Annotated in this window: 13 protein-coding genes; all 13 read right to left on the bottom strand. The window is 62.6% G+C overall.

Going from position 1 to position 15,839, the window contains the following annotated elements:
• Positions 1 to 87: 87 nt before the first annotated feature.
• The 13 genes from rlmB to GJE22_RS02340 all read right to left on the bottom strand — a co-directional run bounded on the left by rlmB (position 88) and on the right by GJE22_RS02340 (position 15,649).
• The gene (gene rlmB / locus GJE22_RS02405; RefSeq protein ID WP_144687121.1) at positions 88 to 1,182 is read right to left on the bottom strand and encodes a 23S rRNA (guanosine(2251)-2'-O)-methyltransferase RlmB; all 1,095 of its coding nucleotides are present in this window, start codon (positions 1,180 to 1,182) and stop codon (positions 88 to 90) included.
• 190 nt (positions 1,183 to 1,372) lie between these two features.
• On the bottom strand, positions 1,373 to 2,086 hold the full coding sequence (locus GJE22_RS02400; protein ID WP_144687122.1) for a class I SAM-dependent methyltransferase: 714 nt from the start codon (positions 2,084 to 2,086) through the stop codon (positions 1,373 to 1,375).
• A 100-nt stretch (positions 2,087 to 2,186) separates the two neighbouring features.
• A complete protein-coding gene (gene cysS / locus GJE22_RS02395) occupies positions 2,187 to 3,653 on the bottom strand; it encodes a cysteine--tRNA ligase (RefSeq protein ID WP_144687123.1) in 1,467 nt (488 codons plus the stop codon).
• Between the two features lie 231 nt (positions 3,654 to 3,884).
• Complete coding sequence (gene ispF / locus GJE22_RS02390) at positions 3,885 to 4,364, bottom strand: 2-C-methyl-D-erythritol 2,4-cyclodiphosphate synthase (RefSeq protein WP_087186777.1); 480 nt, start codon at positions 4,362 to 4,364, stop codon at positions 3,885 to 3,887.
• Between the two features lie 34 nt (positions 4,365 to 4,398).
• Complete coding sequence (ispD, locus tag GJE22_RS02385; protein WP_235895743.1) at positions 4,399 to 5,199, bottom strand: 2-C-methyl-D-erythritol 4-phosphate cytidylyltransferase; 801 nt, start codon at positions 5,197 to 5,199, stop codon at positions 4,399 to 4,401.
• A 5-nt stretch (positions 5,200 to 5,204) separates the two neighbouring features.
• A complete protein-coding gene (gene disA, locus GJE22_RS02380; protein WP_407923523.1) occupies positions 5,205 to 6,299 on the bottom strand; it encodes a DNA integrity scanning diadenylate cyclase DisA in 1,095 nt (364 codons plus the stop codon).
• 472 nt (positions 6,300 to 6,771) lie between these two features.
• The gene (locus GJE22_RS02375) at positions 6,772 to 9,663 is read right to left on the bottom strand and encodes an ATP-dependent Clp protease ATP-binding subunit (protein ID WP_235895713.1); all 2,892 of its coding nucleotides are present in this window, start codon (positions 9,661 to 9,663) and stop codon (positions 6,772 to 6,774) included.
• A gap of 193 nt (positions 9,664 to 9,856) precedes the next feature.
• Complete coding sequence (locus tag GJE22_RS02365) at positions 9,857 to 10,024, bottom strand: hypothetical protein (protein ID WP_154324058.1); 168 nt, start codon at positions 10,022 to 10,024, stop codon at positions 9,857 to 9,859.
• A 202-nt stretch (positions 10,025 to 10,226) separates the two neighbouring features.
• Positions 10,227 to 11,543, bottom strand: coding sequence for a PTS sugar transporter subunit IIC (locus tag GJE22_RS02360; protein WP_235895714.1), 1,317 nt, complete (start codon positions 11,541 to 11,543; stop codon positions 10,227 to 10,229).
• 1 nt (position 11,544) lies between these two features.
• Entirely contained in the window at positions 11,545 to 11,835 is a 291-nt protein-coding gene (locus GJE22_RS02355; RefSeq protein ID WP_144687124.1) for a PTS sugar transporter subunit IIB, read from the bottom strand.
• Positions 11,832 to 13,247, bottom strand: a complete 1,416-nt coding sequence (locus GJE22_RS02350; protein ID WP_144687125.1) for a glycoside hydrolase family 1 protein — start codon at positions 13,245 to 13,247, stop codon at positions 11,832 to 11,834. Before GJE22_RS02350 ends, GJE22_RS02355 begins: the two co-directional genes overlap by 4 nt.
• A gap of 51 nt (positions 13,248 to 13,298) precedes the next feature.
• The gene (locus GJE22_RS02345) at positions 13,299 to 13,652 is read right to left on the bottom strand and encodes a PTS lactose/cellobiose transporter subunit IIA (RefSeq protein WP_019127792.1); all 354 of its coding nucleotides are present in this window, start codon (positions 13,650 to 13,652) and stop codon (positions 13,299 to 13,301) included.
• A 2-nt stretch (positions 13,653 to 13,654) separates the two neighbouring features.
• The gene (locus GJE22_RS02340; RefSeq protein WP_186297339.1) at positions 13,655 to 15,649 is read right to left on the bottom strand and encodes a BglG family transcription antiterminator; all 1,995 of its coding nucleotides are present in this window, start codon (positions 15,647 to 15,649) and stop codon (positions 13,655 to 13,657) included.
• Positions 15,650 to 15,839: the final 190 nt, after the last annotated feature.

Here is a 15,839-nt window from a genome sequence, read left to right as displayed (position 1 = left end):
GCACCGGTGGCTCCTCTGGTTCCGCTCGGGGCGCGCCTCGGAGTCGCTCGGCTGGAGGACGCCGGACGAGAACCGCCGCCTGCTCGGCTACGCGGTGTAGGACGTACAAGAAATCGTCCGCGGTCCCGAATGCGCCGTTTTTGGAACATTCTTGCCCGAGTTTGATAGGTCGGCAGCGCCGCAGGCGGAAGGCGCGGCGGCGTCTGCAAGTACCACCGAGGAACCTTCGAGCGCAGCGATGTTCACGCGCAGCCACTCGTAGCAGAGCGCCGTGGCCGCCTGGGCAACGTTGAGGCTCTCGGTCGCGCCGCGCTGCGGCAGCTTGGTGAGGTCGTCGCAGGTCTCGAGCACGAGGCGGCTGATGCCGTCGCCCTCCGAACCCATCACGAGCGCGATGCGGCCGGTGAGCGGCGCGTCCCAGCAGCTGCCCTCGGCATGCTCGGAAGCGCCGACCGTCCAGAAGCCCGCGGCTTTCAGCTGCTCGAGCGCGCGGGCAATGTTTGGCACGCGCGCGATGGGCAGGTGCATGACGGCGCCGGCGGAGGTCTTGTAAGTGGCAACCGTCACCTCAGCTGCGCGCTTGTTGGCGATGACCACGCCCACGGCCCCCACAACCTCGGCCGAACGCACGATGGCGCCGAAGTTGCCGGCATCGGTCACGTGGTCGAGCACCACAACAAGCGCGGGGCCCGTGCCACCGGCGGCATCGGCGCGGGCGATGATGTCGGCGAGGTCCGCGTACGGGAAGGCACCCACCTCGAGCGCGATGCCCTGGTGCGCGCCATGGCTGGAGAGCGCGTCAAGCTGCTCGGCGGCGACGTACTCCACCGGGATGTTCGCCCCGCGCAGCTGGTCGACGAGCTGGGCGAGCGCTGCGTCGCGCCGGCCCTCGGCATCGGCCACGAGGGCGCGCTTCACCGGGAAGCCCGTGCGCAGCGCCTCTGCCGCTGCGCGCCGGCCCTCGATGTACTCCCCCGCCGGGCGGCGCGAGGCACCAGGGCGAGCCGCCGCACCGCGCACCGAAGAGCCGGCAGAGCGGCCCTTCGACCTGCCCGCATCCGACGAAAGGCCCTTGCGATCCGGCGTGCGCCCCCGCCGCTCGCGATTACCGCCCGTACCCTGTCCACCACGGCCGCCGCCCGCGCCTTGGCGCTGCCGTTTGCCGCCGCTTTGCTTTGCCATGCCATCTCCTTGCGTCCGTTTTGCTGGATAGCAGTATAGAGAATTGAGCCTTGTCACTGGAACAGCGGCACTTTGCCCAAAAGAAAATCCTCGACCGGAAAGGCGCTTGGCCCAACTACCAACGCATGCGCACCCGGATATCGTTGAACGAATTCATCCAAGCCTTTCAGGCTCTTTACGCGGCCACGTTTTACCTCAATCGCCGTTCGCTTGCGACCTTGCGCGCACGGACGATAATCACCGCGGGAATCTCGCGCTCTGCGGCAAAGCACGACCCACGAAAGCCGTCGATCACGAAGCCGTGGGTAAAGCATGCCTCAAAGATATCCTGCAGGGACCGATGAAAGTAGAGGTGCTCTTGCGGCTGACCGGGGATTGCCTCGCCTCGATAGCTGTGCGGCGTGCTATAACGCTCTGTCCTGGTCACAAAGCATGGATGCTGCGTCGCAAAAACGAATATGCCGTCTTCGACAAGCAGGCGGTGCACGGCGTCGAAGAGGTTATCGAGTGCCGCGATATCCATGATTGCCATATTGGAAACGGCCTTGGTGAACGGCCGCGCACGCGCGAGCGAGCGTAAGCTATCCGCATCGGTGGCATCCGCCACGACGAACTCAATGCGGTCCGTGTATCGTTCCTGGCGGCAACGGGCGAGCTCGATCATGCGGGGCGAAAAATCGAACGCGAGTACATCCACCCCGCGCTCCGCAAGGTAGGCAGCATAGTTGCCGTTGCCACACGCCACGTCAAGCACGAAATCGCCCGGCTGTGGGTTGAGCAAGTCGGTTACGCCCGGTCGAACCGTCTGACGGTGGAAAGCGTTTGACGCATCGCCCATCGCCGCATCCCAGAAGACGGCGTTCGCCTCCCATGCCTCACGACTATCGGCAACCTCGTGCTCCATGATATGGCCGCCTTCCACAGCATTCGCATGAGACACTTTAACCCGGCACAACTGTCTCACCTCGGAGCATGAGACACTTTAACCCGGCACAACTGTCTCATTAGGCGCGCTTGAGGCGGGAGCCGGCGGCGGTGTCCTCGATCACGAGACCCATGTCGCGCAGCTGGTCGCGGATGGCGTCGGCCGTCGCCCAGTCCTTGGCGGCGCGAGCCTCGGCGCGGGCAGTGAGGATGACCTCGGCCGCTTCGTCCACGCTATCGCCCGTGTACCCCGCAAGCCCGGCGGCCACGCCGAGCAGCCCCACCGGCAGCTCCTCCTTGGGCTCGCGAAGCTTGACGCCCAAGATGGAGAACGCGCCCGCGATCCCCGCGGAGCAGGCGAAGCACGCCTCTGCGTCCGCAGCGCCGCCCACCTCGTCGAGGTAGGTATTCGCCTCGGTCACGAGCTGGAAATAGGCAGCCACCGCACCCGCAGTGTTGAAGTCGTCGTTCATCGCGGCCTCGAACTCCGCGGAGGCATGTTCGGCGGCGGCGATCAGCGCTGCGGCGCGGTCGGCATCGGGCTCGCCAGATGCATGATTCGCCGCCCACACGAGATTCTCCACGCACGTGGCGATGCGCTCGAGCGAGTTCTCAGCGCCCTCCAGGCGCTCCCAAGAAAAGTCCAGCGGCGAGCGATAGTGCGTCTGCAGCATAAGCAGGCGGAGCGCCGCAGCCGAGTGCTTCTCCAGCACCTCGGCGAGGGTGAAGAAGTTACCGAGGCTCTTGGACATCTTCTCGCCGTCTACGAGAAGCATTCCCGTGTGCATCCACGTGTTGGCGAAGCCCTCGTGCCAGCAGCAGGTGGCCTGCGCGCACTCGTTCTCGTGATGCGGGAATGCCAGGTCGGAGCCACCGCCGTGGATGTCGATCGGCGTGCCCAGGTAGCGGTGAACCATGGCGGCGCACTCGGTGTGCCAGCCAGGGCGCCCCTCGCCCCACGGGCTCGGCCAGCTGGGCTCGCCCGGCTTGGCGGCCTTCCAGAGGGCGAAGTCGAGCGGGTCGCGCTTCTCCTCCCCCGCCGCGATGCGCGCGCCCACCATAAGGTCGTCCACGTTGCGGCCGGATACTTCGCCGTAGCTGGGGTCGCTGCGCACGGAGAAGTACACGTCGCCGTTATCGGCAGCGTACGCGTGGCCCTGCTCGATCAGGCTCTTGATCATGCCGATCATGGGGCCGATCTCCTTGGTGGCGCGCGGGCGAATATCCGGGTCCATCACGTTGGCGGCGCGCATGACGCCGATGAACTTCTCGGAGAACTCCTCCGCTACCTCGGCCGCGGTGCGCCCCTGCTCGTTGGCGCGATTGATGATCTTGTCGTCAACGTCGGTGAGGTTCTGCGCGAAGGTGACCTCGTAACCGCTCGCGATGAGCCAGCGGCGAATCACGTCGAAGCTGATGAACGTGCGTGCGTTGCCGATGTGGATGTTGTCGTACACCGTGGGGCCGCACACGTACATGCGGACCTTGCCCTCCTCGATGGGCTGAAAGTCCTCTTTGCGGTGCGTAGAGCTGTTGTAGATCTTCATGAGGGTCCTCCTGGGGGCGGTCGCCGTGCTCGCTTGCTGCTCGGGCAGTCCCCGCAAACCCCAGCGCGCTGAGGTTTGCTACGGAACTCGCAACAAGCGAGCACGGCGACCGCCTGTGCATGTCGACTCTTGGTGATATCCTAACCGACTACTGCGTCGGCAGGCATAGGACTCGCCGAAACATCGCGGCGGGCAGGAATCCTTAACAGGAAAAAACTGAAAGCATCAAACCTAACATCGCTGCTCGAGCAGGCAGACGGCCCAGGCACCGATGCCCTTGCCCTCGCCTTCCCAGCCGAGGCGCTCGGTCGTAGTAGCCTTCACGCCCACGCACTCCACGGAGACGCCGAGCGCGCGACTCAGGTTCTCGCGCATCTGGTCGCGGTAGGGCGTGATCTTGGGCTCTTGGCACGCCAGGGTGCAATCGGCGTCTACGAACTCATAGCCGCGCTCGCGCGCGTATTCCATCACGCGGGAAAGCAGTACCAGCGAATCGGCGCCCTCGTAGGCAGGATCGGTATCGGGGAAGAGCTTCCCGATATCTCCACCGCGGCATGCACCTAAAATCGCATCGGCAAGCGCATGGGCCAGCACGTCGGCGTCCGAGTGCCCGAGCAAACCACGATCGTGCGGAATGTCCACGCCGCCGATAATGCAGCGACGCCCCTCCACCAGCTGGTGAACGTCGTATCCGTGACCGATGCGCAGCATGCGCCGACCTCCTTTGCATGTCGTTCTAGACATATCAGGCTTCATACCCAGAACTGCGCCGCAGCGCCCCGGCAACCACAGCCAGGTCCTCGGGCACCGTCACCTTTATATTGTCGCGCGGGCTCTCCACGCAGAGCACGCTTCCGCCGGCGCGTTCCACCAGCGAGGCGTCGTCGGTGCCTACGAAGCCCGTGCGATCGGCAACCTCAAACGCACGTCGAAGCGCCGCGACCGTAAAGATCTGCGGCGTCTGCACCGTCCAAAACTGGCTGCGCGGCGGGGTGTCGATGATGCGGCCATCGGGCTCAACGCGCTTGAGCGTATCGATAGCGGGTTGTCCGCACACCACACCATCGATTTCAGAATTGGCCATGAGGACCCGAGCCGCGCTGTCGATGGTCTGGGGCTTGATGAGCGGCCGGGCTCCGTCATGCACGGCCACGTAGGAAAAGCCCTCCGGCGCCGCATCCAACCCCGCACGAGTGGAATCCTGGCGGGTAGAGCCGGCGTCGGCATAGGTTACGGGCGTCGCATATCCAAAGGGTTCCACGGCGTCGCGGGCCATCTCGCACCTTCGCTCCTGCGGGCACACCACCACGATGTGGCCTACAAGCTCAGCGCGATCAAAGGCCGCGATGCACCACGACACGAGCGGCCGGCCCTCCACCATCACCAGCTGCTTTCCGCCCGGGTTACCAAATCTCGACCCGGTACCCCCCGCAACGATAATCGCGCAAACGGGCGCAGCCATGCAGGGCCCAGCAGAGACCGCAGCCTGTTGTGGAGATGCGAACGCGTGCCGCTGCCCGGTCGGTTCGTACTGCCCCTCGGCCATCTCGCTCACGCAGCACCACCGCGCTTGCCCTGCATGCGGTACAGCGAGTCTGCAAGAATCGTGGGGTTGTTCACGCCGAAATCGCCCAAGCGCTCCGGATCCTTCTGGATATCGTCGAGCAGCTCCTGAAGTGACCCGTACTCGTCCACGATCTTCTCGGCCACGCCATCGCGCACGACCGACACCTGCGAAAGCGTGCGCAGGCCAAGCGGGGTCATAACGGAATCCTCGTCCAGGTCGTCGTAACCAAGAGCCTGCGCCACACGCTGCGGGTTGGTGAGCTCCTGAGGCGTCATCTCGCTAAAGAGGCTGCGGATACGGCGGGCGTTATCCTCCGATGAGTCCGAGGCGTAGTCACGAATCATGAGGTTGTAGTCGTTCTCGATCGAGGTGCCCGCAAGCTGCTCAAGTTGCATCTGAACGAGCTTGCCCTGGCTACCGAGCTTCACGATGCAGAATTTAAGCTCGTCTTTGGCCTGCTGCAGGATCTCGAAACTCGAGAAGATGTCGGTGATGTCCGCAAGGGTCACATAGTCGTCCAGCTCGAGGGCCGTAAGGCGCAACAAGGCGCGGTCGAGCGAGGCGCGCGTGGTCTGAAGCGTCGAGACCAGCTGGTTCACCGATGCCATGATCTCAGAGACCGGCTGGATCTGATACGACTTGCCGCGCACGTACACGTTGACGACGCCGCGGCGCTCGGAAACCGAGATCACGATGGCGTCGGTGAGCACGCTCATGCGCGCAGCGGTGCGATGGCGCATGCCCGTTTCGCTCGTTGCCAGCGACGGATCGGGGTTAAGGTGAAAATTAGCTCGCAGAATCTGCGAGAGATTGTCGTCGATCACGACGGCGCCATCCATCTTGGAAAGCTCGAAGAGGCGGTTGCTGGTAAACGAGATGTTGAGCGGAAACCCGTCGTTGCCTGCCGCAAGCACGTGCTCGGTATCGCCCACGCAGATGAGCGCGCCAAGGTGCCCGGCGATGATCATGTCGAGGGCGGTACGAATGGGCTGTCCGGGGGCAGTGAGGCGAATGGCCTCGTTCATGCGCTTTTGAATCTCGTTCTTATCCAATATGCTCTCCCCTCTCGTACATCTCATACGTCAATCACTCATACGGTGTCTATTTTCTCATGGATTGGCCGATGCTCGGCGGCGCGGCTTAAGAATTCAAAAAAGTCGTGAGGGGCGGTGGGAGCAGGAGCAGCAGCGGTTAGACGTCCGGCGGCGCGGCTTAAGAATTCAAAAAAGTCGTGAGGGGCGGTGGGAGCAGGAGCAGCAGCGGTTAGACGTCGCGGCATATTAATGCCTCCCCTGTCTGCGGGAATCTATCCATATTTGCGCTAAGTCGGTCTATTTTCCTGTGGAACGCGGGTACCTGCCGCCCCACGCGCAGGTAGAGCGCTCGCCGCGGGCCGTCTACCAGCGCGGCGGGCGAACCCGACACCCGAACCGCAGGAAAAAAGACCGACTTATCGCATTTTTGGCTACAAAAGCCCAAATAGGGGGTGCATAAAAAAGGGCCGCGTCCGCATACGTGCGAGCGCGGCCCTTCTACTGAGGCCATGGTTTGCTAACGCGTGCCGCTTCCAGACTGGGCGGCGCCGCCAGGACCACCGGCAAGAGCAGGCGCGGCGGCACGTGAGCGCGGCGCGGGCTCAAACGAGCCGCCGAGCGCTCCGGTGCTTCGCGGAGCCGGAATCTCCCCCGTCCCGTGGCTAAACACAAACGAACCGTCGACCACGTCGCAGAGCACGGTATCGCCCGCGTTCCACTCACCGGCCAGAAGCTCCTCAGAAAGCGGGTCCTCAATGAGCTTCTGGATCGCACGACGCAGCGGGCGCGCGCCATTGGTGAGGTCGGTGCCCTCGGCCACAATCTTGGCGATGGCAGCATCCGTCAGCTTGATATTCATGCCGTTGGCAATGAGCCGCTGACGCAGGTCGTCCACCAAGAGCTCGGCAATCTTGGTCAGGCTCTCGCCCGCAAGCTTCTGGAAGACCACGATGTCGTCCACGCGGTTCAAAAACTCCGGACGGAACAGGCGCTTGAGCTCGCCCATCGCTCGGCTCTTGATCTCGGTGGAAGAGAGGCCCGCCTCCCCGGTGCTGCCAAAGCCCACGCTCGACTCTTGCGCGATCTCGCGCGCGCCAACGTTCGACGTCATGATGACGACCGTGTTGCGGAAATCGACCGTCTTGCCCTGGCCGTCGGTCAAACGCCCCTCGTCGAGCACTTGCAACAAGATATTGAAGATATCCGGATGCGCCTTTTCAATCTCGTCGAAGAGCACCACCGAATACGGGTGACGGCGAACGGCCTTGGTGAGCTGGCCGCCTTCCTCGTGGCCCACATAACCCGGGGGGCTACCGATGAGCTTAGAGACCTCGTACTCGCTGGCAAACTCAGACATATCGAAGCTGATGAGCGCGTCCTTGCTGCCAAACAGGTATTCGGCAAGGGTCTTCGCCAGCTCGGTCTTGCCCGTGCCCGTGGGGCCCAGGAAGATGAACGAACCGCCGGGACGGCGCGAATCTTTGAGCGGGGAACGGGAGCGGCGGATGGCCTTGGCCACCGCGTTCACGGCCTCGTCCTGCCCGATGATGCGCGTCTTGAGCACGTTCTCGCAGTTGAGAAGGCGCCGCGACTCGTCTTCGGTGAGCGACGAGACGGGAACGCCCGAAGCGACCGACACGATATCGGCAATCTGCGGGACATCGATCACGATGGGAGCGGCATCCATCTGGGCGTTCCAGGCGGCGCGCGCCTCGGAAAGCTCGATTTCCGCCTGCTTCTCCTGCTCCTTGAGCTCGGCGGCGCGGTTCATGTCGTCGTTCTCCGCCGCCTCGTCGGCCGCCGCCTTGAGCTCGCCCAGACGGGCCTCGGCCTCGCGCACGGGCTCCGGAGCGCGGTTTCGTGCGATGCGGGCGCGGGCACCGGACTCATCGATGAGGTCGATGGCCTTGTCGGGCAGGAAGCGATCTTGGATGTAGCGGGACGAAAGCGTCGCCGCCGCCTCAACCGCCTCGGGGGTGTAGTGCACATGGTGGTGCTCTTCGTAGCGTGGGAGCAGAGCGGTAAGGATCTTGACCGTGTCCTCGATACTCGGCTCCTCGATATCGATGGATTGGAAGCGCCGCTCGAACGCCGGGTCCTTGGAGAGGTATTTGCGGTACTCCTCCGCCGTGGTGGCGCCGATAATCTGGAACACCCCGCGCGCGAGCACCGGCTTAAGCATGGAGCTCGCGTCGATGGAGCCCTCGGCCGAGCTGCCCGCTCCGATGAGCGTGTGCATCTCGTCGATGAAAAGGATGATGTCGTCCGCCTCGGTGGCCTCCTGGATCACGCCCTTCAGGCGCTCCTCGAACTCGCCGCGGTACTTGGCGCCCGCTACGAGCCCCGGCAGGTCAAGCGACCAGATATTCTTGTTCATGAGGTTCTCGGGCACGTTGCCGGCAGCGATTTCCTGCGCAAGGCCTTCCACGATGGCGGTCTTGCCCACACCGGGGTCGCCCAAGATGAGCGGATTGTTCTTGGTGCGCCGAGAAAGAATCTCCATCATGCGCGAGACCTCTTTTTCGCGGCCAATCACCGGGTCGAGCTTGCCGTCGCGCGCTTCCTGCGTGAGGTTGGTGCCGAACTGCTTGAGAACCGAAGCCTCTTCGCCCTTGCCCTGGCTGGCGTCGCCCGAGAAGAACGGCAGGCCGGAGCCGGGGCGCACGGACGCGGCGCCCGCGAACGGACGGCGCCCCTGGTCCTTCGAGGTGAGCTTCTCGACCGCCTGGCGCACGGAAGCCGCCGAGACACCAAGGCGCATGAGGATGTCCATGGCCATGCATGACGATTCGTCCACGATGCCGAGCAGCAGGTGCTCGGTGGAAACGTAGGTCTGGTTGTTCTCGCGCGCATGGCGGAAGCTCTTCTCCATCACGGTGATGACGGAGGGGGTGAAGGCGAGCTTCCCCTGCCCGGCGTTGCGGCCAGAGGTGCCATCGGGCGTTGGCGCACCGGCAGCGGCCGCACCGGCGCCGGCAGCGCTGGTTGCAGAAGCGGCGTCCGCGGTAGCGCGAGCGCTCTCGCTAGGAGCAGATGCGGCGCCTGGCTCAGAGCTAGCGCCCTCGTCCCCCGAGGGGCGGGCGCTCTCGCTGGGAGCGGAATCGGCGTCATCACCAGCTGTGCCTGAAGCAGCCTCCGACGAGGCTCCGCCGGCAGGCTCGGCCGCAGCGGCAAACCCAGCCGCGACGGCAGGCTTGGTGGTGGCGGAAGAAGCCGCCTCCTTGATCTGGTCCATAACGTCGTCGTATGAGATGTCGAGCGATTGCAGCGCCTCCGAGGCGATGCCCTCTTCCTTGGCGAGCGCGAGCAGCAGATGCTCGGTGCCCACCTTGGTCGACGATAGTGCGATCGCTTCTTCCTTCGCCATAGACATGACGCGGCGAGCACGATCGGTAAATCTGTCTAACATGCTGAAAACCTCTGCTGTGCCGACTTGTTGTCTATCGGAATGCGCAGGCAGCACGCTGCGCATTCCCCTTCTTTACCCAAAGGTGCACCATCATAACAGCTCAGCGCGAGAAAATGAGACGGCAGGCCCACCACATGCGCAAGATGTGAAGGATCGGCACTGCAAGGGCCATGCACCGCGAACCGAACAGAACTCAATGAGCGAAAAGGCGCCTAATCGTGAGCCAAAACGGACCCGTCCCAGAATGACTCAGCAACGTGCCGGCAAGAAAGAGCAGTACCGCGCAAAACGAGAGGCTCCCCGCCGCCACGATAGAGGCAACAAGCCGCGCATCCAGCTTGCGCTCGAATGATTCAACCATGCATTCTCCCTTCTTCTTGGCCCGTCGCGCACGCCTGGTTGCAAGCGCGCGCCTCCGCCGCCTGGGCACGCAAACAGACGAAGGCCGGATGCGCCACCCTCACCCCATAAGGAAAAAGGGTGCCCGCCCAAAGGGGCAGGCACCCTCGACCTTCACCGCTCGCAGGGGTGCGCCCACACGAGCGGAAAGCACAGCAAGCTCGCTACGCCGTCTCGGCAGAGGTCTCGTCGGCCTCTTCCTGAGCCACGAGCTGCTTCTCGTAAGCCTTGTAGAAGGGGTAGTACAGCAGGGCATCGATGGCAATCAGCGCCACGACGAGGACCACGGCCTTCCAGTCGAAGGTCGAAAGGTACGCGCCGAAGATGCTCGGCATGTTCCACGAGAGGAGCGCGAACGTCTTGGCAACAAGGCCCGTCATCATGCAGACATAGGCAATGATGGCGTTCACCGTAGAGGTGAGCAGGAAGGGAATGAAGAACATGGGGTTCATCATGAGAGGCACGCCGAAGATGATCGGCTCAGAGATGTTGAAGAACGCCGGCACGATGCCCACGCGGCCGATGGTACGCAGCTGCTTGGACTTGGAGCGGATGAGCAGGATGGCAAGAGCCAGCACCGAGCCGCAGCCGCCGATCACGACAAAGTAGACCCAGAACGGCGTGGTGAAGATGTTCGGGAGCGCCTCGCCGGCCGCCTGGGCAGCGGCGTTCACCGAGAGGCCGCCATCGCGGATGGGACCGAGCACACCGGAGAGCGCAGCGTCATGCACGCCGAAGAACCAGAAGAACTGCACCAAGAGCGTAGCGATCGCAGCGAATCCGAGCGAATCGGTCGCGTTGAAGACAGGAGCAAGGTTGGTATAGATGAACGCGGGGAGCGTGGTGCCCATCGAGTTGAAAATCGCGAAAATCGCGGTGTCGACGGCAAGGATGATGATGCCGGGAACAAGCGAAGCGAATGCCTCGGAGAGCGACGCCGGGACCGAGGGCGGGAGTGCTATGCGGCCCACATTGTGCTCGCGCATGGCGCGATATCCCTCGACGGTGAGAATCGACAGGAAGATCGCCACGAGCAGGCCCTTGCCATCAAGATAGAGGATATCCGCCGTCTTGGCATCCCAACCAAGCTCCACCGGCCCGAAGCAGATGAGCAGGAAGCCGCCCATCGTGAGCACCAGCGGGATAAAGGCATCGATCTTGTAATGCTTGCACAGGAAGTACGTGACACCGAGCGCGATGTACACCGAGAGCGCGCCCATGGTCATGGTATTCGCCCAGGTGAGCAGCGTCGAGTTGGCCGCAGCGAAGTTGGCCCAGGCCTCAAGCAGGAAGTTGCTGCCTGGCTCGACCGCCGGCGCGGACGAGAGGATGGTGCAGATACCGCCGAAAAGCGTGACCGGCACCAGCGAGATAAACGAATCGCGGATGGCATGCAGGTGGCGCTGCGTGCTCAGCTTGTTGGCTATCGGTAGAACGTGCTTTTCCAAGTACGCTGTCAGAGAGTCCATGACGTTGCTCATATTAGGCTCCGATACGATCGATGATCTGCTGATAGACGGCCTTGCCGTTCATAACGCCGTAGTGCTGCGGAGCGATGGAATCCACCGGACACGACACCTTGGCCTGAATGTTGGGAACGAGGTAGCGAATTTGCGGCCCCACGAGAATCATCTCGACGCCCTCGAGATGGTCTTCGAACTCAGCCTCACCGTAGGCAGAGACCTCCAGGGTGCCCTCGCTCGCCTCCTCGATCTTCTTTGCCATGATGCCGGTGGACATCCCAGCGTTGCACACCAACATGACTTTTCTCATCGTTGCCCCTCCTCCTGATAGGGTTTTCCAGTCTGCTCGCCCGCGATGAAATCGCGATACCAGCGGTAGCTCTTCTTGGGGGTACGGGTGTACCCGTTCTCGAAGTCAACCGCGACAAGCCCATAGCGCTTGCGGCACCCGTTCTTCCATGAATACAGGTCGAAGGTGCTCCATACGAAATAACCGCCTACGTCGGCCCCAGCTTCCTGGGCAGCCTTGATGGCGGCGATATGATCTTTCATAAAGGCGATGCGATAATCGTCCTGGACCTCGCCCTGGCTCACATCCTCGGCCACACCGATGCCGTTCTCCGTGATGTAGATGGGCAGATGGTAGCGACGCGTCACTTCAATGAGGCCACGGCGCAGACCGTCGGGATAAATCTCAGTGCCCCATTCAGTCGTCTGCATGTTGGGATCGTCGAGCACCTGCTCGAACCAGCCCTTGATCACCACGCGTTGGGACCCCTTGAATGCCGAGCCGGAATTGTTCACCACGAGCTGGGTCTCGCCATCGGTATAGGGCCGCACGAGTACGCGCGAGTAGTAGTTGAGACCCAGGAAGTCGACGGTACCCTCGCGAAGCGCCTGAAGCTTGTCGGGCGTAATGTACGACAGGTCAAAGCGACGGTTGAGGTCGGTGAGCAAATCGATGGGGAGCTCGCCTGTAGCAGCGGTATCGAGAATCCAGTTATTGGCGTAGTTGTCGGCGAACCGCATGGCAATCTTGGTCTCGAGGGTGTCATCCACACCGTCGACGGGTCCAAAGCTGTGCACGATGCCGATAGAACCCTCATAGCCGCCCGCGCGGAACGCCTTCACGCCGAGCGCCGACGCATACATGACGTTGAACGCTGCGTGCGCGCACTTCTCGGGATCCTGCAGGGCGGGCGGATAGTTACCGATGAGGTACCCGCTCATGACGAACCACTTGGGCTCGTTGAAGGTCGCCCAATAGCGCACGCGGTCGCCGAAGCGATCGAAGCAGACGCGTGCATAGTGCTCGAAGGCGTGCGCCGTCTCCTCGTTCAGCCAGCCGCCCTCATCCTCCCAGTACTGCGGAAGGTCCCAATGGTAGATGGTTACGAAGGGCTCGACACCGAACTCGTGGCAGGTATCGATCAGGCTGTTGTAGAAGGCAATGCCTTCCTCGTTGACCTCACCCTCGCGATTCTTGATGATGCGGGGCCACGAGAGCGAGAAACGATAGGCGTTCTGGCCACCTTTCGCCATGGTCTCGATGTCCTCACGGTAGCGGTGGTAGTGGTCGCTCGCCACATCGCCATTCTCCAAATCGTTTTCATGCAGGTAGCGATCCCACATCGATTCGGCCTTCCCGCCCTCCTGCCAGGCTCCTTCACACTGGTAGGAAGCAGTCGCGCTCCCCCAGAAAAACGGTGCGGTAGTGTCCATGTTCCCTCCCTGGGTCCCCTGCCGGCATGCCGCCAGCATTACGACAAGTGGCTACGCGTTGCGGACGCGATACAGCTCGATAAGCTCGCGAATGAGCTCGCGCGCGAGGTTCGACGTCATAAGATGGTCCTGGGCATGAACGAGCATGACGTTTACAGGCATGTGCTCGCCGTTTGCCTCCTTGACCAGAATCTCGGTCTGCGTATTGTGCGCACGCAGATAGGCCTCATCCGACTGCTTCATATAGTCATCGCACGCTTCGAAGTTGCCCTGTTTGGCCTCGTTCAGTGCCATGAACGCAAGGCTCTTGGCCTCGCCGGCATCGGCGATGAGCGCAAACGGGATGAGCTCGACATCCTGCCCCCCGACCTGCTGCGCCTCCATGCTCCGCTTTTCTTCAGACATGCTCAGCTCCTTTCCTCGCCATGGGCGATTTCCTGCATCATCACTTCAAAACTTCGGTCGTCCACGATGCGCTTCACGCGCTCTTCGTGAGATAGCAACTCGGCCATGCGCGAGAAGAACCAATCCAGCGCGTTGCGGCCGTCGTCGCCGATCGCTACAAGCAGCACCAGCTCAACATCCTTGTCACCCCAACGGATGGGGCGGTTGGGAATGCCTGCGCACACCCTCGTGGGTCCGGGCAGGGAGCGAATGGGATGAGGGAGCGCTAGACCGCTACCGAAAGCGGTTGATGCGGCGCTCTCGCGCTCCAATGCGAGCTCCACGAGCTCGGCGGGTGCCCCCGCACGCTCGACCATGAGCTCGGCAAGGCCGCAGATAGCCTCATGGGGCGTCTCCGCATCGAGATGGGGGTCGAACCAGGCCGGGTCGAAGAGCCCCGCACCCGCACCCATATCTGCCGAGGCGCGAAGCAGCTCGTTAATCTGCCGCACGTCAACCTCGTTCAAGAATGAGTGAATCTCCTGCACGGGAATCGGGAACTCGCCCTCGAGGGGTACCGTCGTGAAGATGTAGTCGAAGCCGGTGAAGTCCATCGCCTCGACATGCAGGGCGTCGCAGGGTACCACCTTATCGATGCGATCGCCGAATTGCCTCCTAATCGCATGCTCAAGCAACCGTGAGGTCCCGAGCCCCGAAGCGCACACCACCACAACGTTGCGGCGCGGCCCCTCCTCGCGCAAGCGGTCAAGAGCAAGCGCGAACGCAAGGGCGATATAGCCCGTCTCCGCCTGAGAGAGTGTGGTGCCGTAATGCCTACCGAGCACGTCGGCCGCATCGAGTGCCATCGCGAAGGCGAGCGGGAACCTCGTCTTGATATCCGAAAGCAGCGGGTTGTCGATGCTCATATTGAAGCGCAGGCGCGTAACCAAGGGGACGATGTGCCGAGCAAGATTCATGCGCAGCTCGAGATCGTCGCGAAAATCGAAATGGAAGAGCTCCCACACGCGGTCGAGCATCTCGGTGACCACGTTCCACACCTCATCGGGAATGATGACCCCGCGAGCGTCGTGGGGTGCAGCGCCCCTCGCGTCGCCATGGGAGCCCTCGGCGCCTGCATGGGCTCCCTCGGCAGAAGAAGCATCGGCAGCAGCGCTCTCCTCGGGGATGATGCTCTTCTTTCCTGCAAGGTGAATGGCGATGTAGGCGACCTCCGATTCGGGCAGCGTGATGCCAAAGGCCCCATCGAGCTGTTTAGCAACGCTTCTGGCTGCGGCAAACTCGGGCGTGAGGCGAATGCGGTCGAGCGTCTCGTCATCGAGAAGGATCAGGCAGTCCTCTTTGATGCGATAGAACGCAACCATAAGATGCACTACGAGATTCTGGAAGGCGAGCATGCTCATGTAGACCGGATGCTCCTCGAGCGCCCGTTCGATGCAACCGGCGATGGTCTTCACCACCTGGGGAACCGTTTCATCACCGAACGGATTCGAGCCAATCACGCCTTCCGTTGCGATACTTGCAAGGCAGAGGCGGCGGTTGAGCTCGGAGCCTCGAACGCGCACGCCGTAGCGCGGACGCTTCTCGAGCGCCAGGTCGTACTCGCCGAGCTTTGCCTCCACGGCTTTTAGGTCCTTCGAAATGCTCTGAGGCGACACGTAGAGAACCTGGGCCATGCTCGCAACGGTCACCCAATCGTCGCGCATGAGCAAATCATTGATGAGATAGGTGACGCGCTTATCTGAGGCGCTGCCGTCGAGGTCGCCGAACCGGTGCATGCGGTCCAACCATTCGCTGAAGCCCTCTTCGTTGATTACAGAGAGCACATAGCCACCCTGCTTGCGCGCATAGGAGATGTGGGCAAGGCCTTCGAGCATCTCGTTGGTGCGTTGAATATGCAGACGCACCGTGCGAGCGCTCACCTCGAACTCGGACGTCAGTTCATCAATCGATGCAGCCTCGCGCTCATTCAGATATGTTACGAGTTCGATCGCCTTCACTAGCGCCCCCTTCGACAGCTTCATCCTACGGGGCGCACGTTCCCGACTCCATCACAGGCTATGCCGCGTTCGTGGCAATGTGTATATAAGAATGGCCTTTACCTGCATTTATGTCTGGCACACCTGCTCGGCGGGAAATTCGGGCGCCCTTGTGGCGAGCAGGCGGGAACGATAGAGTATCACACCGGCA

The sequence above is a fragment of the Enorma shizhengliae genome, assembly GCF_009676995.1.
Lineage (GTDB): Bacteria > Actinomycetota > Coriobacteriia > Coriobacteriales > Coriobacteriaceae > Enorma > Enorma massiliensis.
Note: the sequence above shows the minus strand (reverse complement) of the source record. Positions and strands in the feature narration are given on the sequence as shown.